The organism is Ramlibacter pallidus (assembly GCF_015070875.1).
GTDB lineage: Bacteria > Pseudomonadota > Gammaproteobacteria > Burkholderiales > Burkholderiaceae_C > Ramlibacter > Ramlibacter pallidus.
On sequence record NZ_JADDIV010000001.1, the window covers coordinates 518,982 to 543,595 of the forward strand.

20 protein-coding genes are annotated in these 24,614 nt (G+C 70.2%); 4 read left to right on the forward strand and 16 right to left on the reverse strand.

Translation table 11 applies throughout. The features are described from left to right. Positions 1 to 9: 9 nt before the first annotated feature. The 3 genes from IM787_RS02620 to uvrA form a co-directional block, all read right to left on the reverse strand. A complete protein-coding gene (locus tag IM787_RS02620) occupies positions 10 to 1,053 on the reverse strand; it encodes a histone deacetylase family protein (protein ID WP_193675067.1) in 1,044 nt (347 codons plus the stop codon). A 40-nt stretch (positions 1,054 to 1,093) separates the two neighbouring features. After that, complete coding sequence (locus IM787_RS02625) at positions 1,094 to 2,224, reverse strand: ABC transporter substrate-binding protein (protein ID WP_193675068.1); 1,131 nt, start codon at positions 2,222 to 2,224, stop codon at positions 1,094 to 1,096. A 157-nt stretch (positions 2,225 to 2,381) separates the two neighbouring features. Next, on the reverse strand, positions 2,382 to 8,240 hold the full coding sequence (uvrA, locus tag IM787_RS02630; protein WP_193675069.1) for an excinuclease ABC subunit UvrA: 5,859 nt from the start codon (positions 8,238 to 8,240) through the stop codon (positions 2,382 to 2,384). 164 nt (positions 8,241 to 8,404) lie between these two features. Between uvrA and IM787_RS02635 the strand changes: the two genes are divergently transcribed. Together IM787_RS02635 and IM787_RS02640 are read left to right on the forward strand one after the other, a co-directional pair. After that, positions 8,405 to 8,713, forward strand: a complete 309-nt coding sequence (locus IM787_RS02635) for a hypothetical protein (RefSeq protein WP_193675070.1) — start codon at positions 8,405 to 8,407, stop codon at positions 8,711 to 8,713. Between the two features lie 93 nt (positions 8,714 to 8,806). Further along, entirely contained in the window at positions 8,807 to 9,907 is a 1,101-nt protein-coding gene (locus tag IM787_RS02640) for an ABC transporter substrate-binding protein (RefSeq protein WP_193675071.1), read from the forward strand. A gap of 174 nt (positions 9,908 to 10,081) precedes the next feature. On the opposite strand, the gene IM787_RS02645 is transcribed toward IM787_RS02640, so the two are convergent. The 12 genes from IM787_RS02645 to IM787_RS02700 all read right to left on the reverse strand — a co-directional run bounded on the left by IM787_RS02645 (position 10,082) and on the right by IM787_RS02700 (position 21,313). Beyond that, positions 10,082 to 10,225, reverse strand: a complete 144-nt coding sequence (locus IM787_RS02645) for a hypothetical protein (RefSeq protein WP_193675072.1) — start codon at positions 10,223 to 10,225, stop codon at positions 10,082 to 10,084. Positions 10,226 to 10,305: 80 nt separating this feature from the next. Further along, positions 10,306 to 11,985, reverse strand: a complete 1,680-nt coding sequence (locus IM787_RS02650) for an MFS transporter (RefSeq protein WP_193675073.1) — start codon at positions 11,983 to 11,985, stop codon at positions 10,306 to 10,308. A gap of 191 nt (positions 11,986 to 12,176) precedes the next feature. Beyond that, positions 12,177 to 12,815 (reverse strand): 2-hydroxychromene-2-carboxylate isomerase, encoded by a 639-nt coding sequence (locus IM787_RS02655; RefSeq protein WP_193675074.1) that lies wholly within the window; start codon positions 12,813 to 12,815, stop codon positions 12,177 to 12,179. Then, positions 12,812 to 13,030 (reverse strand): DUF1289 domain-containing protein, encoded by a 219-nt coding sequence (locus tag IM787_RS02660; RefSeq protein WP_193675075.1) that lies wholly within the window; start codon positions 13,028 to 13,030, stop codon positions 12,812 to 12,814. The genes IM787_RS02655 and IM787_RS02660 overlap by 4 nt, the downstream gene beginning before the upstream one ends. Beyond that, entirely contained in the window at positions 13,027 to 13,530 is a 504-nt protein-coding gene (locus IM787_RS02665; protein WP_193675076.1) for a YbaK/EbsC family protein, read from the reverse strand. Before IM787_RS02665 ends, IM787_RS02660 begins: the two co-directional genes overlap by 4 nt. 7 nt (positions 13,531 to 13,537) lie before the next feature. Beyond that, positions 13,538 to 14,449: a hydroxymethylglutaryl-CoA lyase gene (locus IM787_RS02670; RefSeq protein WP_193675077.1), complete on the reverse strand. Its 912-nt coding sequence runs from the start codon at positions 14,447 to 14,449 to the stop codon at positions 13,538 to 13,540. 4 nt (positions 14,450 to 14,453) lie between these two features. Then, entirely contained in the window at positions 14,454 to 15,374 is a 921-nt protein-coding gene (locus tag IM787_RS02675) for a 2-hydroxyacid dehydrogenase (protein WP_193675078.1), read from the reverse strand. Positions 15,375 to 15,387: 13 nt separating this feature from the next. After that, positions 15,388 to 17,376: an acetyl/propionyl/methylcrotonyl-CoA carboxylase subunit alpha gene (locus tag IM787_RS02680; protein WP_193675079.1), complete on the reverse strand. Its 1,989-nt coding sequence runs from the start codon at positions 17,374 to 17,376 to the stop codon at positions 15,388 to 15,390. Then, positions 17,376 to 18,017: a DUF4126 domain-containing protein gene (locus IM787_RS02685; protein WP_354004340.1), complete on the reverse strand. Its 642-nt coding sequence runs from the start codon at positions 18,015 to 18,017 to the stop codon at positions 17,376 to 17,378. The genes IM787_RS02680 and IM787_RS02685 overlap by 1 nt, the downstream gene beginning before the upstream one ends. Before the next feature lies 1 nt (position 18,018). Further along, on the reverse strand, positions 18,019 to 18,804 hold the full coding sequence (locus tag IM787_RS02690) for an enoyl-CoA hydratase/isomerase family protein (RefSeq protein WP_193675081.1): 786 nt from the start codon (positions 18,802 to 18,804) through the stop codon (positions 18,019 to 18,021). Further along, positions 18,801 to 19,688, reverse strand: coding sequence for an alpha/beta hydrolase family protein (locus tag IM787_RS02695; protein ID WP_193675082.1), 888 nt, complete (start codon positions 19,686 to 19,688; stop codon positions 18,801 to 18,803). Before IM787_RS02695 ends, IM787_RS02690 begins: the two co-directional genes overlap by 4 nt. Positions 19,689 to 19,690: 2 nt before the next feature. Next, entirely contained in the window at positions 19,691 to 21,313 is a 1,623-nt protein-coding gene (locus tag IM787_RS02700; RefSeq protein ID WP_193675083.1) for a carboxyl transferase domain-containing protein, read from the reverse strand. Positions 21,314 to 21,435: 122 nt separating this feature from the next. Here IM787_RS02700 and IM787_RS02705 point away from each other — a divergent pair, with 122 nt between their 5' ends. Further along, the gene (locus tag IM787_RS02705) at positions 21,436 to 22,461 is read left to right on the forward strand and encodes an AraC family transcriptional regulator (RefSeq protein WP_193675084.1); all 1,026 of its coding nucleotides are present in this window, start codon (positions 21,436 to 21,438) and stop codon (positions 22,459 to 22,461) included. Positions 22,462 to 22,467: 6 nt separating this feature from the next. On the opposite strand, the gene IM787_RS02710 is transcribed toward IM787_RS02705, so the two are convergent. Next, complete coding sequence (locus tag IM787_RS02710; protein ID WP_193675085.1) at positions 22,468 to 23,313, reverse strand: GNAT family N-acetyltransferase; 846 nt, start codon at positions 23,311 to 23,313, stop codon at positions 22,468 to 22,470. Positions 23,314 to 23,360: 47 nt separating this feature from the next. On the opposite strand from IM787_RS02710, the gene IM787_RS02715 reads away from it, so the two are divergent. Then, positions 23,361 to 24,584: an MFS transporter gene (locus tag IM787_RS02715; RefSeq protein ID WP_193675086.1), complete on the forward strand. Its 1,224-nt coding sequence runs from the start codon at positions 23,361 to 23,363 to the stop codon at positions 24,582 to 24,584. The last annotated feature ends 30 nt before the right edge of the window (positions 24,585 to 24,614 follow it).

Sequence of the window (24,614 nt, forward strand, 5' to 3'; positions counted from 1 at the left end):
CTACCGCTTTCACGCGCGTTGCAGGAAGCCTTCGAGGACGTTTACCGTGTGAAGGCCGAGGTCCGCCACCGCGTACCCGCCCTCGAACACGAAGGCGGTCGGCAGCCCGGCGGCGGCCAGGTCCTCGCCCACGCGCAGGTAGTCGGCACTCGCGAGCCGGAAGCCCGAGATCGGATCGCCTTCGAAGGTGTCCAGCCCGAGGGAGACCACCAGGGCCTCGGCGCCGTAGGCCGAGATGCGGCGCAGCGCGAAGTCCATCGCCTTGCGCCAGTCGGCGAACCCGGTGCCCTTCGGCAGCGGCAGGTTGAGGTTGCAGTCGAGGCCGGCACCGGCGCCGCGCTCGTCGGCATGGCCCAGGTAGTACGGGTACTCGGTGAGCGGATCGCCATGCACGCTGGCGAAGAACACGTCGGCGCGTTCGTAGAAGATCGCCTGCGTGCCGTTGCCATGGTGGTAGTCGATGTCCAGCACGGCCACCTTCCGCATCCCGCCGTCGCGCAGGCACTGCGCCGCCACGGCCGCGTTGTTGATGAAGCAATAGCCGCCGAAGAAGTCGTGGCCGGCGTGATGGCCCGGCGGGCGCGTCAGCGCGAAGGCGGAGCGCGCACCGGCAAGCAGTTGCCCGGCCGCCGCCGCCGCGCAGGCGCCGCCCCATCGCGCGGCTTCCCAGGTTCCCGCGGTGAGCGGGGAGCCGGCATCGAAGGAGAACAGGCCCATGCGGGCCGGGAAGCTCGCGGGCAGCACGTCGCTGCGGAAGGTGCGGATCGGCCAGTACGAGGGCAGCGCGTCGCGCCCGGCGTTGCGCGGGTCGAGCGCCACCCACTCGTCCCAGGCGGTCGAAAGGAACTCCAGGTAGCGCCGCGCGTGCACGCGCGCCAGGACGTCGATGCCGATCCCGGGCGCTGCAACGATGTCGCCGATGGCCCGTGCGCGCAACGCCTGCAGCACGAAGTCGGCGCGCTCGGGCACCTCGAAGCAGGGCACCAGCTCGCCGCGGAACATCTCGTGGCGGCCGTGGTGCAGCGGGTGGCGGTCGTTGTAGAAGACCTGCATGCGCGCCATTCTCCCGCAGCGCGCGCCGCGGCTGGGCGGGTCAGTAGCGCAGCTGCCCGCTGCCGTCGATGATGGCAAGCTCCACGAACGAGGAGCCGTTGTGCGACTGGGGCGTGTACTGCGCCTTGAAGTTGCCGAACGCGATCTCGCCGGACGTTTCCATGGCCTGGATGAACGATTCGGTGCTCAGGTTCCTGCCGGCGCGGCGCAGGCCTTCGACCAGCAGGTTGGCGTGGACCCAGCCCTCCAGCTGGCTGGGCGTGGGCCGGGCTTCCGGCATCTTGTCGCCCAGCACCTTCAGGTACTCCCGCACCACCGGCACCGCATTGTTCTTCAGCGACGGCATGATCTGCGCGAGGACGATGCCCCGCGCGCCGGCGCCGAGCTCCTTGTTCAGCAGGTCGACACTGGCGATGGAGAAGCCGTAGTAGTTCGGCCGGCTCGCGCCCTGGTTCATCGCCTTGACGAAGGACGGGAACGTGGTGCCCGCGGTCCCCATGATGACCGCCTGCGGTTCCGCGGCCGCGGCTTCCTTCGCGGCGGCCGCGAAGTCCGGCTGCTTCGGGTCGACCTTCACTTCGGCGGCCAGCTTCACCTGCTCGTCGGCGGCCGCCTTGCGCACTTCCTGCAGCAGCGTCTTGCCGAGCGGGTCGTCCTGGTAGAAGGCCACGACGCGGGTGATGCCGACGTTCTTCAGCTGCGACACAATTCGGCGCGCCTCGTGCGCGTAGCTGGCGCGCACGTGGAACAGGTGGCGGTTGTACTGGGCGCGCATCGAGGTCGCGCCGGTGACCGGGCCGAAGACGATCGTCCGCGACGACTCCGCCAGCGGCAGGATGGCGCCGACCTGCGCCGTGCCGGTGTTGTTGTAGACCACGAAGACCTTGTCTTCCTCGATCAGCTTGCGGGTGTTCTCCACCGCCCGCTTGACGTCGAAGCCGTCGTCGAGCGGCTTGTACGCGATCTTGCGGCCGTGGACCCCGCCCTGCGCGTTCACCACGTCGAAGTAAAGCTGCGAGCCGATCACGTACTCACGCGTCTGCGAGCCCAGCGGCCCGCTCAGCACCGCCGACGTCCCGATGCGGATCTCGCCGGCGGAAACGCCGGCGTCCGAGGACCAGCACGCGAAGGGGGCGGCAACGAGTGCGGCGATGGCGACCAACTTTTTCATGGCAGGACTCCTGTGGCAATTCGTTTATTCACGTAACGAGTTGCTACAGTTTCTGCGCCGTTCCCCGCAGGTGGGGCCGGGAAAACCCGATAGAAAGGGCGCGAGATGCTTCAGTCCGTGAACTAATGGGCGGCCGCCGCCGCCCACCCCGCCCACGTCAGCGGGCCAGCACCGGCGCCAGCACCTTGCCTGTGTGCGTGCCCTTTGCCACCACCGCCTCCGGCGGCGCCGCGGCGACGACCTTGCCGCCGGCGGTGCCGCCATCCGGTCCCAGGTCGATGATCCAGTCGGCCTCGGCGATGACGTCGAGGTCGTGCTCGATCACCACCACGCTGTGGCCGCCGTCCACCAGCCGGTGCAGCACGCGGATCAGCTTCTCCACGTCCGCCATGTGCAGGCCCACCGTCGGTTCGTCCAGCACGTACAGCGTGTGCGGCGCCTTCTGGCCGCGGCGCGTGATGTCGTCGCGCACCTTGGAGAGCTCGGTCACGAGCTTGATGCGCTGCGCCTCGCCGCCGGACAGCGTCGGCGAAGGCTGGCCGAGCGTCAGGTAGCCGAGGCCGACGTCGCGCAGCAGCTGCAGCGGATGGCTGATGTTGGGCATGGACGCGAAGAACTCCACCGCTTCGTCCACTTCCATCTGCAGCACGTCGCCGATGCTCTTGCCCCGCCAGGTGACGGCCAGCGTCTCGGGATTGAAGCGCGCGCCGTGGCACGCCTCGCAAGGCACCTTCACGTCGGGCAGGAAGCTCATCGCGATGGTGCGCACGCCCTGCCCTTCGCACAAGGGGCAGCGGCCTTCGCCGGTGTTGAAGGAGAAGCGACCGGGACCGTAGCCGCGCGCCCGCGCCTCCAGGGTGTCCGCGAACAGCTTGCGGATGGTGTCCCAGAAACCGATGTAGGTCGCCGGGCAGGACCGCGGCGTCTTGCCGATCGGCGTCTGGTCGACCTCGAGCACGCGGTCGATGGACTGGTAGCCGGCCAGCGACTTGCAGCCGACCCATTTCGGGCGCTTGCCGGCGTCGTCGGCATCGCGGCCGGCCTTGGTGGACCGTTGCTGCACCGCGGCCTGCACGTTGTGCAGCAGGACGTCCCGTGCCAGGGTGGACTTGCCGGAGCCGGAGACGCCGGTCACCACGACCAGGCGCCGCAGCGGCACGTCGACGTCCACGTCGTCCAGGTTGTGCAGGTCGGCCCCCTGCAAGCGCAGGAAGTTCGTGGCGGCGCCCGTGTGGTCCGGCCCGGGCAGCGCGGCCGCCTCGGCCATCCGCGCCAGCAGGGACTTCACCTTCTTGCCCCTGGCGACGGGCGCCGGCGCTTCCGCCACGGGGATCCCGGCCGGTTCGCGGCCCTGCATGGGATCGACGAGGCGACGCGACTTCAGCGGGTGCCGCATCGCGTGCAGCAGGTAGCGGCCGGTGAGCGAGCCTTCCGCCTGCGTGACCTCGTCGACGGTGCCCTGCGCGACCACGCGGCCGCCGCGCTTGCCCGCGGTCGGGCCGATGTCGATGATGTGGTCGGCGCGCCGGATCGTGTCCTCGTCGTGCTCCACCACCACCAGCGTGTTGCCCTTGCCGCCCAGCTTGTGCAACGCGTCCAGCAGGATCTGGTTGTCGCGCGCATGCAGGCCGATGGTGGGCTCGTCCAGCACGTAGCAGACGCCCTGCAGGTTGGAGCCGAGCTGCGCGGCCAGGCGGATGCGCTGCGCCTCGCCGCCCGACAGGGTGGGCGCGCCGCGGTCCAGCGTCAGGTAGTTCAGCCCCACCTCCTCCAGGAACTCCAGCCGCGACTGGATCTCGGGGATCAGGTCGCGGGCGATGCCCTGCTCGCGCGCGGTCAGCACGCCGCGGGCCTGCAGGCTCTGCACCCAGCGGCGCACGTCGCGCACCGACAGCGCCGCGATGTCCGCGATGCCGGTCTTGTCGAACCGCACCGCCCGCGCCTGCGCGTTCAGCCGCGTGCCGTGGCAGACGGGGCAAGCCTCGTCAGATACGTCCTCGATCTCCGCCTCCGCGAAGGTCTGCTCGCGGCCCTTGTCCTCCGCCGCGACCAGCGTGTCGTCGAGCGCCTTGCGCTGCTCGCGCGTGAGCTTCACGCCCGTGCCCACGCATTCCGGGCACCAGCCGTGCTTGCTGTTGTACGAGAACAGGCGCGGGTCCAGCTCGGGATAGCTCGTGGCGCAAGTCGGGCACGCGCGCAGGGTGGAGAACACCTCCACCTTGCCGATGCCGTCGTGCTTCGCCACGCCTTCGCTGAAGGCGGTGCGCAGGCCGTCGAGCGGTGCCAGCACGTGGACGATGCCCTTCCCGTGTTCCAGGGCCACCGCCAGCTTCTCGCGCAGCAGCGCCTCGTTGCCCGGGTGGATGTCGAGGTCGCACACCGGCAGCTCGATGGTGTGTTCCTTGAAGCGGTCGATGCGGGGAAAGCCCGTGGTGGGCAGGAAGTTGCCGTCCACGCGCAGGTGCGTGTAGCCGCGCGGCCGCGCCCAGTCGGCCAGTTCCGTGTACACGCCCTTGCGGTTCGTGACCAGGGGCGCGAGCAGGCCGATGTGCTGGCCGCGGTAGCGCTTCATGATGAGCGCCACGATGCTGTCCGGGTTCTGCGGCCGCACCTCCGAGCCGTCGTTCACGCAGTGCTGCACGCCCAGCTTCACGTACAGCAGGCGCAGGAAGTGCCACACCTCGGTGGTGGTGCCGACGGTGGACTTGCGCCCGCCGCGCGACAGGCGCTGCTCGATCGCCACCGTGGGCGGGATGCCGTACACCGCGTCGACCTCCGGCCGTCCGGCCGGCTGCACGATCGAACGCGCATAGGCGTTGAGCGATTCCAGGTAGCGGCGCTGCCCTTCGTTGAACAGGATGTCGAAGGCGAGCGTCGACTTGCCCGACCCCGAAACGCCGGTGATCACGCTGAACTTGTTGTGCGGGATGTCGACGCTGAGGTTCTTGAGGTTGTGCTCCTTGGCGTTGACGATCTGGATGGCGTTCGGCCGCGAAGCCCTATTGGGGTCAGATTCCAGTTTCGGCCGCAGCGCGCCCGGCAGCGCCTCCGACGCGCCCAGCGTGCCGTCGTACTCGCGCAGGGCCTTTGCCGTGTGCGACGTCGGGTGCAGCTTCACTTCCTCGGGCGGGCCTTCCGCCACGAGCAGGCCGCCGCCGTCGCCGCCTTCCGGCCCCAGGTCGACCAGCCAGTCGGCCGCGCGGATCACGTCCAGGTTGTGCTCGATGACGATCAGCGAATGGCCGGCCTCGAGCAGCTTGCGCAGCGCGCGCATCAGCTTGGCGATGTCGTCGAAGTGCAGGCCCGTGGTCGGCTCGTCGAACAGGAACAGCGTGCCCTTCTTCGCCACGCCCTGGCGGCTGTGGGTGGCGCTGCGCGCCGCCTCGGCCAGGAAGCCGGCCAGCTTCAGGCGCTGCGATTCGCCGCCTGACAGCGTAGGCACCGGCTGCCCCAGCTTCACGTATTCCAGGCCGACGTCCACGATGGGCTGCAGCGCGCGGATCACGTCGCGGTCGTTGGCGAACAAGGCGGCGGCTTCGCTGACCGTCAGCTCCAGCACGTCCGCCACGTTCATGCGGCGCGGCGCCACGGCGCCCACCGGCTGCCGCTCGATCGTGATCTCCAGGATCTCCGGCCGGTAGCGCTTGCCGTCGCAGTCCGGGCAGCGCAGGTAGACGTCGGAGAGGAACTGCATCTCGACGTGCTCGTAGCCGGAGCCGCCGCAGGTCGGGCAGCGGCCGTCGCCGGAGTTGAAGCTGAACTTGCTGCCGGTGTAGCCGCGCTGGCGCGCCAGCGGCGCGGTGGCGAAGATCTCGCGGATGCTGTCCCAGGCCCCGACGTAGCTGACCGGGTTGGAGCGCGCGGTCTTGCCGATCGGCGACTGGTCGACGAAGACGACGTCGCCCAGGTGGTCGGCACCGAGCACGCGGTCGTGCGCGCCGGGTGTCTCCGTGGCGCGGCCGAAGTGCCGCAGCAGCGCCGGCGCCAGGATGTCCTGCACGAGGCTGGATTTGCCGGATCCGGACACGCCGGTCACCACCACCAGCCGCTGCAGCGGGAACTCCACGGACACGTCCTGCAGGTTGTGTTCGCGCGCGCCCTCCAGCACCAGGCGCGGGGTGGACTCGGTCACCGCGCGCTTGAAGCCCATGCCGACGTGCTTGCGCGCGCCCAGGTAGGCGCCGGTCAGCGTGTCGGCATTGCGCAGCTGGTCGGTCGTGCCGTCGAAGACGATCTGGCCGCCACGCTCGCCGGGGCCGGGCCCCATGTCGATGATGCGGTCCGCCGCCACCATCACGGCCGGGTCGTGCTCGACGACCACCAGCGTGTTGCCGGCGTCGCGCAGGCGGTGCATGGCCTGCGTGATGCGGTTCATGTCGCGCGGGTGCAGGCCGATGCTCGGCTCGTCCAGCACGAACAGGGTGTTGACGAGGGAGGTGCCGAGCGCCGTGGTCAGGTTGATCCGCTGCACCTCGCCGCCGGACAGCGTGCGGCTCTGGCGGTCCAGCGTGAGGTAGCCGATGCCCACGTCCACCAGGTAGCGCAGGCGCGTGTTGATCTCCTCGAACAGCAGCTTCAGCGCCTGCAGTTCGCCGCCGCCGGCGTGCGCTTCCGCCTCCGGCTCCACGCGGTCGAAGAAGCGCCGCAGCCGCTCGATCGGCAGCATCATCAGGTCGTGGACGGACAGTCCGGGCAGCGCCTCCAGCTGCGCGCGCGTCCACTCCACGCCGACCGGCAGGAAGCGCTTCTCCGGCGGCAGCACGGCGTCCGCGTCGGCCTTGCTGCCCAGGCGCCACAGCAGCGCCTCCGTCTTCAGGCGCGCACCGCCGCAGGCCTCGCATGGCGTGTAGCTGCGGTACTTGGACAAGAGCACGCGGATGTGCATCTTGTACGCCTTGCTCTCCAGGTATTCGAAGAAGCGCTTGACGCCGTACCACTGGCGGCTCCAGTTGCCGTCGCGGTAGTTCGGCGCGCCGTGGATCACCCAGTGCTGCTGCTCCGGCGTCAGCTTGTACCAGGGCGTGTCGCGCGGGATGCCGGCCGATTCGGCGTGCCGCATCATGTCGTCCTGCGATTCGGACCACGCGGGCGTCTGGAAGGTCTTGATCGCGCCCGCGCGCAGCGTGAGCTTGTCGTTGGGGATCACCAGGCCGTAGTCGACGCCGATCACCCGGCCGAAGCCGCGGCAGGTCTCGCAGGCACCGACCGGCGAATTGAACGAGAACTTGGAAGGCACCGGGTCGCCGTAGCGGATGTCGCTGTCGGGGCAGTGCAGGCCGGTGGAGAAGCGCCAGATGTCCCGGGCGTCCTCGTCGCCCGCGTACACCGCGAGACGGCCGCTGCCGCGCTTGAGCGCCACTTCGATCGCCTCGATCGCGCGCGCCTTCTCCACGCCCTGGATGCGGAAGCGGTCCGCCACCACGTCCAGCACCTTGCGCGGCCCGGTCGGCGTCGCGACCTCGCGCTCCGCCTGCACCCGCGTGAATCCGCTGGCCGCGAGCCACTGCTCCACTTCCTCGGGCGTGGTGCCGCCTGGGAGTTCAACCGGGAAGGTCACCACCAGGCGGACGTCGGCGGCCTTCGTGCGCTCCATCAACTGCTCGTAGATGGTCTCCGGCGAGTCGTGCTTCACCGGCTGCGCGGTCTGGCGGTCGAACAGCTGCGCCGCGCGCGCGAACAGCAGCTTCAGGTGGTCGTTCAGTTCCGTCATCGTGCCCACCGTGGAGCGCGACGAACGCACGGGGTTCGTCTGGTCGATGGCGATCGCCGGCGGCACGCCTTCCACGCGGTCGACCGCGGGCTTGTCCATGCGCTCCAGGAACTGGCGCGCGTAGGCGGAGAAGGTCTCGACGTAGCGCCGCTGCCCCTCGGCGTAGAGCGTGTCGAACACCAGGCTGGACTTGCCGGATCCGCTGGGACCGGTCACCACCGTCAGTTCGCCGGTGTGCAGGTCCAGGTCGAGGTTCTTGAGGTTGTGTTGTCTGGCGCCGCGGATGCGGATCGATCCCTGGGACATGGAGGCCTTCTGGTGAGCAAGGCGGAACATTCTAGGGACGTGCCTGCCCCTGCGCCGCGCAGCCCGGCCATACCCTCGTCCTACCACGGGCATGGAAAACGTCCTACAGGAAAAGCTCATCCGTGGTCGGTAAGTTCGGGGCCTCCCTTCCCGGAAACCTGCCCATGGCCGCGTGGAAGAACTGGCTGCACCACAGCAACTTCGAATGGCATTTCCATCCCACCGCCGCCGGGGTGGAGACGGCGCGCCGCCAGCTGCTCGAGGCGCTGGACGACTGCCAGGGTTTCGAGTGCGACCGGCTGCGCTGGAGGCTGCACACGGCCGAACGCGCGCAGGAGCTCTGGCTGCTGAGGGAGTCGGTCTTCCAGGTGGTGGCCGGCCAGCATTGCCAGGCGCAGGCCGCCGAGCGCATCAACCGTCTCGTCCCCGCCTTCCAGACGGTGTTGCCGCCCGGCGTCGTTACCCGGGTGTAACAGACGGTTTACGGGTTCCTCCTCTTGGGGTATGGACGAGCAAGTCTTAGACTTCCTCGCGGCAGTACCACCAAGGTACCCAAGGAGCCCGAAGTGAGGAAGTACATCCTGGCGGCGCTGGCCGCCCTCGCGCCCGCATGGGCGTGTTCGCAGATCCTGATCGGCCAGACGGCCGGATTCACCGGCACCGTGGCCGCCGGCGTGAAGGAGACCACCGATGGCGCCAAGCTCTGGATCGACAGCGTCAATGCCAAGGGGGGCGTGAACGGGCAGAAGGTCGAACTCCTGTCCATGGACGACAAGTTCGATCCCAAGATCGCCGCGGCCAATGCCAAGGTGCTGATCGAGGAAAAGAACGTGCTGGCGCTGTTCCTGGTGCGCGGCACGCCGCACTCGGAGGCCATCATCCCGCTGCTGGACCAGCACGGCGTGCCGCTGGTGGCGCCTTCCACCGGCGCGATGTCGCTGCATCAGCCGATGCGCAAGCACGTGTTCAACGTGCGCGCGACCTACCAGCGCGAAGCCGAGAAGGCCGTGACGCACCTGCACACGCTGGGCATCACGCGCATCGCGGTGATCGTGGCCGACGACTCCTTCGGCGCCGACGGCCTGCAGGGCGCGCAGAACGGCTTCCAGAAGGCGGGCTTCCAGCCGGTGGCCGTCATCAAGGCCGACCGCATGAAGCCCGACTACGCCAAGATCATCCCCGAGGTGACGGGCAAGGAAGCGCAGGCGGTGGTCTGGGTGGCCTCGGGCAACGCCGTGGCCGACGGGGTGAAGGCGCTGCGCGCCGCGAAGTCGGCGGCGCAGGTGGTCACGCTGTCCAACAATGCGTCCGGCGGCTTCATCAAGAGCCTGGGCGACAACGCCCGCGGCGTGATCGTCACGCAGGTGTTCCCTTACGAGCGCTCCTATGCCTATGCGTTCATCAAGGAGGCGACGGCGCTGGCGAAGGAGAAGAGCATCGAGCTGAGCCCGGCGATGCTGGAAGGCTATGCCGGTGCGAAGGTGCTGGTGGAAGGCCTGCGCCGCGCGGGCCCGAACCCCACGCGCGCGAAGGTGCAGGCCGCGCTGGAAGGCCTGAGCAAGTTCGACATCGGCGGGCTGGAGGTGAGCTACTCGGCGGCCGACCGCACGGGCCTGGACTTTGCCGACCTGTCCATCATCGGCAGCGACGGGAAGTTCAAGCGCTGACGGGGGACTCCCCGAACCGCCGCGCCCCTCGGGACATCGTCATTCCCGCGCAGGCGGAAAGCCAGAGCTTCGGGAAAGCCGCCACCTGGCGGCTTTTTCATGCGAAGCGCTGGATCCCCGCCTGCGCGGGGATGACGAAATTCACCTCAACGCGGTGAAACCTTGGCGCGAAGCTCAGTGCTTCTTCTCGCCTTCGGCCGGAGCGGCCGTCTCCACGCCGTGCTTCTCACCGCCCATGTCGACCTTGTCGCCAGCCTTGAAGATGACGAACAGCGAGATGGCGGCGAAGGCGACGAAGCCGATGGCGATCTTCCACATGGGGGTGTGCTCCGGGAAACGGTTGCTTGGGCAAAGGGCCCTCCGCGCGGGAAGGCCCTTCACTCAGTCAACCGCGCGCATCAGTCGCGGGCGTAGATGTCGACGTCCTTGGTTTCGCGGATGAACAGCGTGCCGATCACCACCGTCGCCGCGGCGATGATGATGGGGTACCAGAGGCCGTTGTACATGTTGCCGGTGGCCGCCACGATCGCGAAGGCGGTGGTGGGCAGCAGCCCGCCGAACCAGCCGTTGCCGATGTGGTACGGCAGGCTCATGGACGTGTAGCGGATGCGCGTGGGGAACATCTCCACCAGCATCGCCGCGATGGGGCCGTAGACCATCGTCACCAGGATCACCAGGTACACCAGGATCGCGGTGACCATCAGCTTGTCGATCTTGGCCGGGTCGGCCTTGGCCGGATAGCCCGCCGCCTTCAGCGCGTCGGCCACCTGCTTCTTGAACGCGGCGATGGAGGCCACGCTGGCTTCGTCGAACTTGGAGTTGACGACGTTGCCCACCGGCGCGGTGATCACCGTTTCGCCGATCTTCACCGTCGCGGGCTGGCCCGCCGGGCCGGCGACGTTGGCGTAGCTCACCGAGCTCTGCGCCAGGTAGCGCTTGGCGATGTCGCACGAGCTGCGGAAGTCGATCTCGCGGGCGATCGGGCTGCCCTGGAAGGAGCAGTCGGCCTCCGGCGCCGTGACCACCACCTGGGTGCGGGCCTGCGCAGCGGCGAGGTCGGGGTTGGCGGCCTTGGTCAGCGCGTTGAACACCGGGAAGTAGGTCAGCGCGGCCAGCAGGCAGCCCGCCATGATGATCGGCTTGCGGCCGATCTTGTCGGAGAGCGCGCCGAACACGATGAAGAAGGGCGTGCCGATCACCAGCGCCGCCGCGATCAGCAGGTTGGCGGTGGCGTTGTCCACCTTCAGCGACTGCGTCAGGAAGAACAGCGCGTAGAACTGGCCCGTGTACCAGACCACGGCCTGGCCGGCGGTCAGGCCCACCAGCGCGAGGATCACGATCTTCAGGTTCTTCCACTCGCCGAAGGATTCCTTCAGCGGTGCCTTCGAGGTCTTGCCCTCGGCCTTCATGCGCTGGAACGCGGGCGACTCGGACATCGACAGGCGGATCCACACCGAGATGGCCAGCAGCAGGATCGAGACGAGGAACGGGATGCGCCAGCCCCAGTCGGCGAACGCCTGCTCGCCCATGGCCGTGCGGGTGCCCAGGATGACGATCAGCGACAGGAACAGGCCCAGCGTCGCGGTGGTCTGGATCCAGGCCGTGTACGCGCCGCGCTTGCCGTGCGGCGCGTGCTCGGCGACGTAGGTCGCGGCACCGCCGTACTCGCCGCCGAGCGCGAGGCCCTGCAGCAGGCGCAGGCCGATCAGGATGACGGGCGCGGCGACGCCGATCGTGGCGTAGCCGGGCAGGATGCCGACGATGAACGTCGACAGGCCCATGATCAGGATGGTCACCAGGAAGGTGTACTTGCGGCCGATCATGTCGCCGAGGCGGCCGAAGAAGATCGCACCGAACGGCCGCACCAGGAAGCCGGCGGCGAAGGCCAGCAGCGCGAAGATGAACGCCGACGTCGGGTCGAGCGCGGAGAAGAACTGCTTCGCGATGATCGCGGCGAGCGATCCGTACAGGTAGAAGTCGTACCACTCGAACACCGTGCCGAGCGAGGAGGCGAAGATCACCTTCTTCTCCTCGCCGGTCATCGGGCGGTCGGCGGCTGCGGGAAGCACTGCGGCCATTGCGTTGTCTCCGTTGTGTGGGTAGAGCGGCGCATTCTTCGCCCGCGCTCTGACCCAGCTCTGACGCGAATCCAACACCCGCTTGCGCGGAACTGAACGCACTCTGACGAACTCGGGTGAAACCCGCGCCTTCGCTTTCACGATGTGGGGAGTGCAGGCTTTCGCCGCGCTCGCCCGCAGCCTGCCGTGGCTCAGCGGCGGGTCTGGCCGGCCGGCAGGGCGGCAGCGTGTTCCCAGGCGCCGGACCCGAACCACGCATCGCCTTGCAGGTAGGCGCGCAGCATCGGCAGGCTGTCGAAGCCCCAGAAGAGTCGGCCGTCGACCTCGATGGTCGGCACGCCGAACAGGCCACGGGCGACCGCGGCATCGGTGTTGGCCTTCAGCTCCGCCTTCACGGCATCGCCGGCCGGGTCGCGCCGCGGCTGCAGCAGCGCGCGCGCCTGCTCCAGCCGCCCGGCATCGGCCGCGTCCGCGCCGCCGCGCCAGGCGTGGCGGAACAAGGTCTCCGCCACATAGCGGTTCACGCGGCCGTCCTCGCCGCACGCCAGCGCGAGGCGCAGCAGGCCGAGGGGGTTGAAGGGGTGGGCGGCCGGCAGCTGCAGCGGAATGCCGTGCGCGTGCGCGTGCCACAGCACCTGCCGGTAGGTCCAGTCGCGCTTGGGCGGAATCTCCGCCGGCCCGAGCTGGCCATGGTGCTTGAGCAGGCCCGCGAACAGCAGCGGCCGGTAGTCCACCGCATAGCTCAGTCCCTTCAGCGCTTCGGGCAGCTGCTCGAACGCGAGGTAGGCGTAGGGCGAGATGAAGTCGAAATGGAAGGTGAGTTGCTTCATGCCTGCGCGCGCTCCACGAGAGCCCGCCAGACCCGCCGCCTCTCGGCATCGGAGGCCAGGCCCCAGGCCGCGATCTCGTCGAGCGTGCGGAAGCAGCCTTCGCACCAGCCCGTCGCCGCATCCATGCGGCACACCGAGATGCAGGGCGATGGCACGCCCGCGCCGGCGTCGAGCGCGCGCCACTTCTCCAGCAGCAGTTCGCGCGCCGAATTCATCCGGCCGGCACCTGCACCACGTCGGCCACGGGCGCGCCGGTCAGCTTCTCCAGGTCCTGCGGCCGCAGCTTGAAGACGCCGTGCGGATGCCCGGCGGCGGCCCAGATCTCCTCGAAGCGGAACAGCTCGCGGTCGATCAGCGTCACCGGCGGCTGGGCATGCGCAACGGGCGAGACGCCACCGATGGTGAAGCCGGTCTTCGCCTTGACGAAGTCGGCATCCGCCCGGCCGGTCTTGCCGACGATGGCATCGACCTTCTTCTCGTCCACGCGCCGGTCCCCCGACGTCACGACCAGCACCGCGGCGTCATCGGACTTGCGGCGGAAGATGATGCTCTTGGCGATCTGCCCGACCTGGATGCCGAGGGCATCGGCCGCCTGCTGCGCCGTGCGCGCGGCGTCGTCCAGCATCAGGGGCAGGTGCGCATGCCCCGCCTCCTGCAGCACGCGGGCCACGCGCTGCACGGCTTCCGGAAGGGAGCGGAGTTCGGAACCGCACATGGTCGCGTCAGGCCGGCACGCGCTTGTTGAGCAGGGCCGTCGCCGCGCGCGAGTTCGGCTTGCGGCCCAGGAAGTCGCTGATGTACTGGCCGGCGTCGACCAGCTTGTCGAGGTCGATGCCGGTGTCGATGCCCATGCCGTGCAGCATGAAGACCACGTCTTCCGTGGCGACGTTCCCGGTCGCGCCTTTCGCGTACGGGCAGCCGCCGAGCCCCGCGATGGAGGAGTCGTACTGCCAGATGCCCATCTCCAGGCAGGCCAGCGTGTTCGGCAGGGCCTGCCCGTAGGTGTCGTGGAAGTGGCCGGAGACTTCGTCCAGCGGGTAATGCTTCAGCGCCGCTTCCATCGCCAGCTGCACCTTGCGCGGCGTGCCCACGCCGATGGTGTCGGCCACGCCGCAATGCTGCACGCCGATCTGCTTCATCAAGCGGGCGACCAGCTCGACCCCTTCGGGACTGACGTCGCCTTGGTAGGGGCAGCCGACCGCCACCGAGATGGCCCCGCGCACGTGGATGCCCTTGGCCCGCGCCGCCTCCACCACGGGGGCGAAGCGCTCGATGCTCTCGGCGATGGAGCAGTTGATGTTGCGCTGGCTGAAGGCCTCGCTGGCCGCGCCGAACACCACGATCTCGTCCGGCTTCGACGCGACCGCCGCGTCGAAGCCCTTCATGTTGGGCACCAGCACCGAGTAGCGCACGCCGGGCTGGCGGCGGATGCCGGCCATGACCTCGGCGTTGTCGGCCATCTGCGGCACCCACTTGGGCGACACGAAGCTGGTGACCTCGATCTCGCGCAGGCCCGCGGCCTGCAGCCGGTGCACCAGCTCGATCTTGACGGCCGCCGGCACCGGCGACTTCTCGTTCTGCAGCCCGTCGCGCGGGCCCACGTCGACGAGCTTGACCTTGGCGGGATATTTCATGGCCTCAGTATCCTTTCTTCCGGTCAACCACGCCGGCGATGGGTTCTCCGCGCTCGAAGGCGCGGATCTTGCGCGCGATCTGGGCGATGCTTTCCTCGCGCAGGGTGCGGGCGGAGGTGTGCGGCGTGACGGTCACCTTCGGGTGACGCCAGAACGGATGTTCCTTCGGCAGCGGCTCCGTGCGGAAGACGTCGAGCGCCGCGCCCGCCAGGTGGCCTTCGTCGATGAGCGCGAGCAGGTCCTCGTCGACCAGGTGCGCGCCGCGGGCGACGTTGATCACGTACCCGCCCGGGCGCAGCTTCGACAGGGTGCGGCGGTCCAGGATGTCGCGCGTGTCCGGCGTCAGCGGCAGCAGGTTGACCAGCACGCGCGTGCCCGCCAGGAAGGCGTCGAACTGCTCCGGCCCGGCGAAGCCCTGCACGCCGGGCACCTCCTTGCGGCTGCGGCTCCAGCCGAGCACCGGGAACTCGAAGCCGGCGACCGCCTGCGCCACGCGCTGGCCCAGGACGCCCAGGCCCATCACTCCCACGGGGAAGTCGGCGCGCAGCCGCGGCTTGCGGAAGCCCCACTTGCCCTCCACCTCGTCGCGGCCGTACGCATCGAGTTCGCGGAAGTGCCGGATGAGCGCGTGGCAGACGAACTCCGCCATCTGCACCGACATGCCCGCGTCGTCCAGCCGCACCACCAGCGTCTGCGGCGGGATGCGCAGCTTCATCAGCGCGTCGACGCCGGCGCCGATGTTGAACAGGCCCTTCAGGCCGGGCTGTTCGTCCAGGAACTGTTGCGGCGGCGACCAGACCATGGCGTGGTCGGCGGCCGGCGCGCCGGGACGCCATTCCTCCACCTCGGCCTCGGGCAGGGCGGCCCGCAGGCCTTCGATCCAGGGAGCGGTCTTGGTGTCGCTGCAGCAGACGGTGATGCGCATGCCGCGATTCTGCCTATGCCGCCAGCTTCAGCAGCTCGGCGCCCTCGGTCACCTGGTCGCCGGGCGCGTAGAGCAGCTCAGCGACGGTCCCGTCCCCCGGCGCGACGATGGTGTGTTCCATCTTCATCGCTTCCATCACGGCGAGCGCCTGCCCCTTGCTCACCTTGTCGCCCGCCTTCACCGCGAACGACACCACCTTGCCGGGCATCGGCGCGGTGAGCCGGCCGGCCTCCGCGGCACCCTCGCCCGCGTGCGCGAGCAGGTCCAGCGACACGATCTGCGTCGCCCCGTCGCGCGTGAACACATGGTCCGTCTCGCCGTCCGTGTACACGGTGGCGCGGGTGCGGCGCGGCCCGTACTGCAGCTCGATCGTGTCCGCCTCGCCGCGGAAAGCCAGCGGCGCGGGCTGGCCGTCGAGGGCCAGGATGTGGGCGCCGTCGTGCAGGGTCGTGAGTTCGGCCTTCGCGTGGCGGCCGCCGAACTCGAAATCGAAGCGGCGCAGTGCCGTGCCGTGCGACCGCCAGCCGTCGCGGCGGCTGAACGGGTCGGTGCCTTCCAGGGCACGTTCGTCCAGCAGCGTCCGGGCGACGGCCGCGGCGGCGGCGAGTTCCAGGCCCACGGGCTCCTGCCCGAACAGCACCGCCTGCTCGCGCTGGATCAGGGCGGTGTCCAGATCGGCCTGCGCGAACGAACGGCTGGCCAGCACGCGGCGCAGGAACTGCACGTTGGTGTGCAGGCCGACGATGTGCGTCGCCGCCAACGCCTCGTCGAGGCGGGCGAGCGCCTCGGCCCGGGTCGCGCCGTGGACGATCAGCTTGGCGATCATCGAGTCGTAGAAGGGCGAGATCGCATCGCCCTCGCGTACGCCGTCGTCGACGCGCACCGGCGCGCGTTCGAAGCCAGCGGCCCGCGGCTTGCGGTACACGCGCAACGTGCCGGTGGCCGGCAGGAAGTTGTTGTCCGGGTTCTCGGCGCAGATGCGGGCCTCGATCGCGTGGCCGTGGATGCGCAGGTCTTCCTGCTTCAGCGGCAGCGGCTCGCCGGCCGCGACGCGCAGCTGCCACTCCACCAGGTCCAGGCCGGTGATCGCCTCCGTCACCGGATGCTCCACCTGCAGGCGCGTGTTCATCTCCATGAAGAAGAAGTCCATCTCGCCGCCGCGCTGTTCGACGATGAACTCCACCGTGCCGGCGCCGACGTAGTTCACCGCGCGGGCGGCCGCCACGGCGGCTTCGCCCATGCGGCGGCGCATCGCCTCCGTCATGCCGGGCGCCGGCGCTTCTTCCAGCACCTTCTGGTGGCGGCGCTGCACCGAGCAGTCGCGCTCGAACAGGTACACGCAGTTTCCGTGCGTGTCGCCGAACACCTGGATCTCGATGTGCCGCGGCCGCGTCACGTACTTTTCCACCAGCACGGCCTCGTCGCCGAAGCTGTTGCGCGCCTCGCGCTGGCAGGAGGCGAGCGCCGCCGCGAAGTCTTCGGCCCTCTCCACCGCACGCATGCCCTTGCCGCCGCCGCCGGCGCTGGCCTTGATCAGCACGGGGTAGCCGATGCGGTCGGCCTCGCGCTGCAGCAGGGCCGGGTCCTGCTCCGAGCCGTGGTAGCCGGGTACCAGCGGCACGCCGGCCTTCTCCATCAGCTGCTTGGATTCCGCCTTGAGGCCCATCGCCTGGATCGCCGAGGGCGGCGGCCCGATGAAGACGAGGCCGGCATCCCGGCAGGCCTGGGCGAACGCCTCGTTCTCGCTCAGGAAACCGTAGCCGGGGTGGATCGCCTCGGCGCCGGTCGCCTTCGCGGCCTCGATGATGCGCTCCCAGCGCAGGTAGCTGTCCTTGGGCGCGCTGCCGCCGATGTGCACGGCCTCGTCGCAGGCCTCCACGTGCTTGGCGCGGGCATCGGCATCGGAGTAGACGGCGACGGTGCGCACCGCCATGCGCCTTGCGGTCGCGGCCACCCTGCAGGCGATCTCGCCACGGTTGGCGATCAGGATCTTGCGAAACATCAACCCAACTCCCGCGGCATGGGCCGCCCCTTGAAGAAACCACTCACCGCCTGCAGCACCTTGCGCAGGAACTTGAACAGCACCACCAGCAGGACCACGGCCAGCACGATGCTGACGACCAGCACCACCGCGAAGATGCCGGGGTGCGCGGCGGACAGCCACAGCAGGAAGACCACCAGCCCGTCCTCGGCCAGCGAGAGGATCGTGTTCGAGAACGGCTCCGGCGAGGTGTTCACCGCGGCGCGGGTCGTCATCTTGGTGGCGTGGCTCGTCGCCGCCAGGCTGCCGCCGACGAGCGCCGCGACCCAGCCCATCGCCTGGCTGTCCGCGCCGAGCGCGCCGGCCGCCAGTGCGGCCCCCGCGGGGATGCGGATCACCGTGTGCACGGCGTCCCAGGCCGAATCGACGAAGGGGATCTTGTCGGCGAAGAACTCGACGAACAGCATGAAGCCGCTCGCGCCCAGGACCGCCGGGTGCTGCAGCACCTGCAGGCCGGGCGGAAGGTCCATCCAGCCCATCCAGCCGGCCAGGCCGGTCAGGAACACCACGGCGTAGAGCCGGAAGCCGCTCGCCCAGCCCAGGGCCGCCGCCAGCGCGAGCAGCTGCGGGGTGTCGACGAGGCTGCCCAGGGACTCGAGCACGTCAGGCCCCCGGCAACCAGTTGGGCTTGCGCTTGGCCAGGAAGGACTGCACGCCCTCGCGGCCCTCGTGGCTGGCACGGATGTCGGCGATGGCTTCCACCGTGCGGCGGACCAGCCCGGCGTCGATCGCGTGGCCGGCCACGTCGTGCAGCAGCTTCTTGCAGGCTTTCACGGCCTCCGGGCCGGCGGTCACGAGACTGCGCGCGACCTCCGCCACCTTGCCGTCCAAAGCATCGGCGGCCACGACTTCATGCACGAGCCCGATGCGCTGAGCTTCCACGGCGCCGAAGCGCTCGGCGGTCAGGAAGTAGCGGTGCGCCATGCGCGCACCCATGGCGCGGATCACGTACGGGCTGATCGTCGCCGGGATCAGCCCCAGCTTGACCTCGCTCAGGCAGAACTGCGCCGGCTCCGCCGCGATCGCGATGTCGCAGGCGGACACCAGGCCGATGCCGCCGGCATAGGTGTCGCCGTGCACGCGCGCGATGGTGGGCTTGGGCATCCGGTAGAGCTGCTCGAGCATGCGCGCCAGCCCGGACGCATCGGTCAGGTTCTCGTCGCGGGAATAGCCGGCGATGCGCTTCATCCAGTTCAGGTCGGCGCCGGCGCAGAAGGCCGGGCCGTTGCCGGCTAGCACGACGCAGCGGACTTCGGTGCGCTTCTCCAGCTCGAACAGCACGGCGGTGAGCTCCGCGATCACCTCGTCGTTGAAGGCGTTGCGCAGCTCGGGACGGTTCAGCGTGACGGTGGCCACGCCATGGCCGAAGGAGAGTTCGAGGTGGTTCATCGTGGGGCCTTCAGAGGTGGGACGGGGATCGGCACGGCGTAGCCGTGCCGCGAAAGGAAGGCATCGACCCGGGCGTGCCACACGCCGGGCCAGTGGGCAAACAGCGCATGGCCGTCGCTGCCATGCGGGCCGTACTGCTGGAACTCGGCGGGCGCGCCGCCTTCCGCATAGGCGGCGAACCATCGCCGCGGCAGCTCGGCCCCGAAATAGCGGTCGTTCTCGGCGTACACCCAGAGGACGGGCACCCGGGCATGCCGCCCGTACTCGCGCAGCATGGCCTCCATCCGGTCGGGCCCGCAGGGCTGGCCCGGACGCGCCCGCGGATTGCCGCCGCCGCCACCGGCGAAATTGATGCCGGCCTGCACGCCGGCCAGGTTGGAAGCCGCGAGCGAGAGGGTGGTCACGCCCCCGAAGGACTGGCCGACCAGCAAGGTCTGGTCGGGCCGGACGTCGGGGCGGCCGCGCAGGTGCTCGACGACGGCCTGCACCTGGCGGGCGGCCGCGTCGTAGGCCGGGGCGAAGTCCCGGTGTTCGCAGGGGCCGCTGTCTTCGAGGTCGGGGCCGCCCGTCCTGCCGTAGCCCACCCGGGTGGGCACCGCGACCACGAAGCCGCGCTCCAGGAAGAACGGGACCACCTTGGGATAGCTGGCGCGCCCCAGGGCCTGCCGGGCCTTCGCGTCCGGGCTGCGGCCATGGCTGATGACGACGAGGGGCGCCGGCCCCGTTCGCGCATCGTCCCGGTAGAACAGGACTTCGACCGGCTGCTCCACCGGCTCGCCACGCAGCGTCGTGAAGCGCACGGGGACCCGCAGCGCCTCCTCCACCGGAGCGGCATGCCCCACCGCGCAGGCGGCCAGCAGCAGGAGCAAGGCGGCCGGTCGCATGGTCACATCCGGAACACGCCGAACTTCACGTCCGGGATGGGCGCGTTCAACGCGGCCGACAGGCCCAGTGCGAGCACGCGGCGCGTGTCGGCCGGGTCGATGACGCCGTCGTCCCACAGGCGGGCGCTGGCGTAGTAGGGGTGCGACTGGTGCGCGAACTGCTCCAGCAGCGGCTTCTTGAAGGCGGCCTCTTCTTCCGCGCTCCAGGCGCCGCCCCGGCCCTCGATGCCGTCGCGCTTGACCGTCGCCAACACGCTGGCCGCCTGCTCGCCGCCCATCACCGAGATGCGCGCGTTCGGCCACATCCAGAGGAAGCGCGGCGAGTAGGCGCGGCCGCACATGCCGTAGTTGCCGGCGCCGTAGCTGCCGCCGATGATGATCGTGAACTTGGGCACGTTGGCCGTGGCCACCGCCGTCACCATCTTCGCGCCGTGGCGGGCGATGCCTTCGTTCTCGTACTTGCGGCCCACCATGAAGCCCGTGATGTTCTGCAGGAAGACCAGCGGAACCTTGCGCTGGCAGCACAGCTCGATGAAGTGCGCGCCCTTCTGCGCCGATTCCGAGAACAGGATGCCGTTGTTGGCGACGATCCCGACGGGCATGCCCTCGACGTGCGCGAAGCCGCACACCAGCGTGTTGCCGAAGCGCGCCTTGAACTCGTGGAACTCGGAGCCGTCGACGATGCGGGCGATGATCTCGCGCACGTCGAAGGGCTTGCGCGCGTCGGTCGGGATCACGCCGTACAGCTCGCGGCCGTCGTACTTCGGCGGCACCGGTTCGCGCAGCTGCACCGGGGCCTGCTTGGGGCGGTTGAGGGCGGCGACGGCCTGCCGCGCCAGCGCCAGCGCGTGGGCGTCGTTCATGGCCAGGTGGTCGGCGACGCCGGACAGGCGCGTGTGCACGTCGCCGCCCCCGAGGTCCTCCGCGCTCACCACCTCGCCGGTGGCGGCCTTCACCAGCGGCGGGCCGCCCAGGAAGATGGTGCCCTGGTCCTTGACGATGATGGTCTCGTCGCTCATCGCCGGCACGTAGGCGCCGCCTGCCGTGCAGGAACCCATCACCACCGCCACCTGCGCGATGCCCTGCGCGGACAGGTTGGCCTGGTTGTAGAAGATGCGGCCGAAATGGTCGCGGTCGGGGAACACCTCGTCCTGGTTCGGCAGGTTGGCGCCGCCCGAATCGACGAGGTAGATGCACGGCAGGCGGTTCTGCGCGGCGATCTCCTGCGCCCGCAGGTGCTTCTTCACCGTCATCGGGTAGTAGGTGCCGCCCTTCACCGTGGCGTCGTTGCAGACGATCATGCAGTCGACGCCGCTCACGCGGCCGATGCCGGCGATCATGCCGGCGCAGGGGGCGTCCATGCTGCCGTCCTTCGCCAGGTACATGCCGTGCGCGGCCAGGGGCGCGATCTCCAGGAAGGGCGTGCCCGGGTCCAGCAGCATCTGCACCCGCTCGCGCGGCGGCAGCTTGCCCCGCGCCTCGTGCTTCTTGCGCGCCGCTTCGCCGCCGCCGGCGGAATGCACGGCCACCTGGGCGTTCAGGTCGTCGACCAGGGCCTGCATGGCGGCCACGCTGGCCTGGAAGTCGGCGGACCGGGGGTTCAGCTGGGAGGGCAGGACGGGCATGTCTCTCTTTCTCGCGAAGGCGCTGCGCGACGATAGCGCCAAAGGCGCGAGCTTAGGCAAAGTCGCCGTCGCGCGGCTGACCCACGGGGTGCAAATCCTGCCACTCGCCTACACTCCGCCCCATGGCTTCCCGCAGCACCAGCCGGCCCTCGGCAGCCGTCACACCCATGGCGTTCGCCCGGGCCATCGTGGCGGCGTACCGGCGCCACGGCAAGGACCCGGTGGCCGCCTTGCGACTGGCACAGATCACGCCAGCGCAGCTGCAGAAGCCGGACGGCCGGATGCGCGCGCGGCAGATGGAGACCCTGTCCGCCGCCGCCATGCAGGAGCTGGACGACGAGGGACTGGGCGCCTTTTCGCGGCGTCTCCCATGGGGCAGCTACGGCATGCTGGCGCGCGCTTCCCTCGGCGCCCCGAACCTGGGCGTCGCGCTGAAGCGCTGGTGCCGGCACCATGCGCTGCTGACCGATGACATCCGGCTGGAACTGCAGACCAGCGGCAGCACCGCGCAGCTCACCCTGCACGAGCCCGTTCCGTTGCCGCGCGAAGTCCGCGAGCTGAGCCTGGCCTTCCTGCTGCGCAACGCCCACGGGCTGGCGTGCTGGTACGTCGATTCGCGCATTCCCTTGCTCGCCGCAGCCTTCCCCTTCCCCGCACCGGCACATGCCGACGCGTACCCGCACATGTTCCCCGGGCCGCTGCGTTTCGACGCGCCCGCGGCCAGCATCGCCTTCGATGCGCGCTACCTGCAGTTGCCGCTGCGGCGCGACGAGAAGGCGCTGGCCCGGATGCTGCAACGGGCGCTGTCCATCACCGTGCTGCCCTACCGGCGCGACCGACTGCTGGTGCCGCAGGTGCGGCAGGCGCTCGCCGCGCACCCCGAGCGCGCGCACAGCGCCGAGGCGCTGGCCGGGCTGCTGCACGTGTCCGCGCGCACGCTGCACCGGCAGTTGAAGGAGGAAGGCGCCAGCCTGCAGCAGTTGAAGGACGAGGTGCGGCTGGAGCGCGCGAAGGACCTGTTGTGGCGCACCGACCGGCCGATCAAGCAGGTCGCGGCCGCGGTCGGCTTCCGCAACGAGAAGAGCTTCGCGCGGGCCTTCCGGCAATGGGTGGGGATGGCGCCGGCGGCGTTCCGCGCCACCGCCTGAAGCCGCTCAGGCGAGCGGGCGATGCATCAGCAGCTGGTGCAGCGGGAGCGGCTGGAATCCCAGCCGCCGCAAGGCGTCCCCGCCCAGGTCGTCGCGCTGCAGCTGCGGCACGTGCAGGCTGGCCTCCGGCCACTGCTGCCGCAGCGCACCGATCAGGGCCGGCGTGCCGCCCTGCCCCGGCTCCGTGTCGAGCAGACTGAGCACCGTCACCTGGTCCGGCGCGGTGCCGGCCGCCACCACCTGCGCGCCGTTGCAACGCCAGGCGTGCAGGTGCATCGGCTGCGCCCGCAGCGACACCGACGTGACCTGCAGCGGCAGGTCACCGCGGGCGCGTGCCAGCCCGTCGATCCACGCGAAGGCTTCGTCCAGTCCCACCGGCACCGCGCCGCTGGCCAGGCCGGAAGGGCCGACGCCCTCGCTGCCGTACCCGTGCAACGGCGCGACGCCGGCGAAGCCGCGACCGCGGTACAGGCGCAGGCCACGCTCGTTCTGCGCGAAACATTCGAGTTCCACCCGCCGCTGGCCCTCGCCTTTGGCGCGCGCGATGAAGTCGTCCAAGAGCGCGGGCGCCGCGCCGGTGCCGCGCGCGGCTGGCACCGCGCCCATCACGCCGAGGCGCCAGCTCGCCACGTCGGCGCGCGGCGCGACGAGCGCGAAGGCGAGGATGCCGGCGTCGCCCACCGCGACGCGGCTGCGGCCGATGTCCACGCCCTGGCGCGCGAGGAAGCGCGGCCACAGTTCCAGCGGCTGGCGGAACGGCCCGATCAGGTAGTCCGCGAAGGCCGTGGTGAAGGCCGCGTGCAGGTCGGCGGGCGCGACGTCGGCGGCGGGATGCAAACGAAAGTGCGGCATCCCCGGAGTATCGCGCCGCTACACTGGGCCGCTTTCGCGCATTCACCTTGAAGATCTTCTACGGCTGGCGGATTGCCGCGGCAGGCGCCGGCATCCACTTCCTCCATTCCGCGCTGTTGCTGCAGGCTTTCGGCGCCTACGTCGCGGTGCTGTCCGAGGAGAACGGCTGGAGCAAGACGGCGCTCGCCGGCGGCGCCGCGCTGCAGTCGCTCGAAGGCGCCCTGCTCGGCCCGCTCCTCGGCTGGATGGTCGACCGCTTCGGGCCGCGGCTGCTGGTGCAGGCCGGCATCGTGCTGCTGTCCCTCGGCTTCCTGCTGTTCAGCCAGCTGCAGACCATCGGCGACTTCTATGTCGCCCTCGTGGTGATCTCGGTCGGCGCCAGCTTCTCCGGCTACTTCCCGCTCTCGGTGGCGCTGGTGCACTGGTTCGAGAAGCGCCGGGCCCGCGCGCTGTCCTTCATGAGCCTCGGCCTCGCGCTGGGCGGCGTCGCCATCCCGCTGGTGGGCTGGGCGATGCAGACCTACGGCTGGCGCCGCACCGCGCTCGCGACCGCGGTGATCGTCCTCGTGGCCGGCCTGCCGCTGGCGCGCATCGTCCGGCGCAACCCGGCGGAGGTGGGCGAGACCATGGACGGCCTGCCGCCGCAGCCCGCGCCCGAGCCCACGCTCGGCGGGACGCTGCCGGCGCCCGCGCGCTCCTTCACCGCGCGCGAGGCCCTGCGCACCCGCGCCTTCTGGCTGCTGGGACTGGGACACGGGTTCGCGCTGCTGGTGGTGACGGCCATCAACGTGCATGCCATCTCGCACATGAAGGAGGGGCTGGGCTACACGCTGGCGCAGGCCTCCTTCGTGATCACGCTCATGACCCTGTCGCAGGCCGCGGGTGTGCTGCTGGGCGCCGCGATGGGCGACCGCTGGAACAAGCGGCGCGTGGCGGCGGGCTGCATGCTGGCGCACATGGCCGGACTGCTGATGCTCACCTACGCGGTGCACCCGGTGATGCTCGGCCTCTTCGCCGTCTCGCACGGCGTCGCCTGGGGCTTGCGCGGACCGTTCATGCAGGCGCTGCGGGCCGACTACTTCGGCCTGCAAGCGATCGGCATGATCCTCGGGCTGTCGGCGGTGATCATCGCGCTCGGTCAGGTCGCCGGCCCGATGGTCGCCGGCCTCTTCGCCGACCTCACCGGCAACTACCGCGCCGGCTTCACGGTGCTGGCGCTGGTGGCAGGATCCGGCTCCCTGCTTTTCCTGCTGGCACGCAAGCCGGCCTGAGGCGGTGGTTCACCGCCGAGCTTGCGTGCG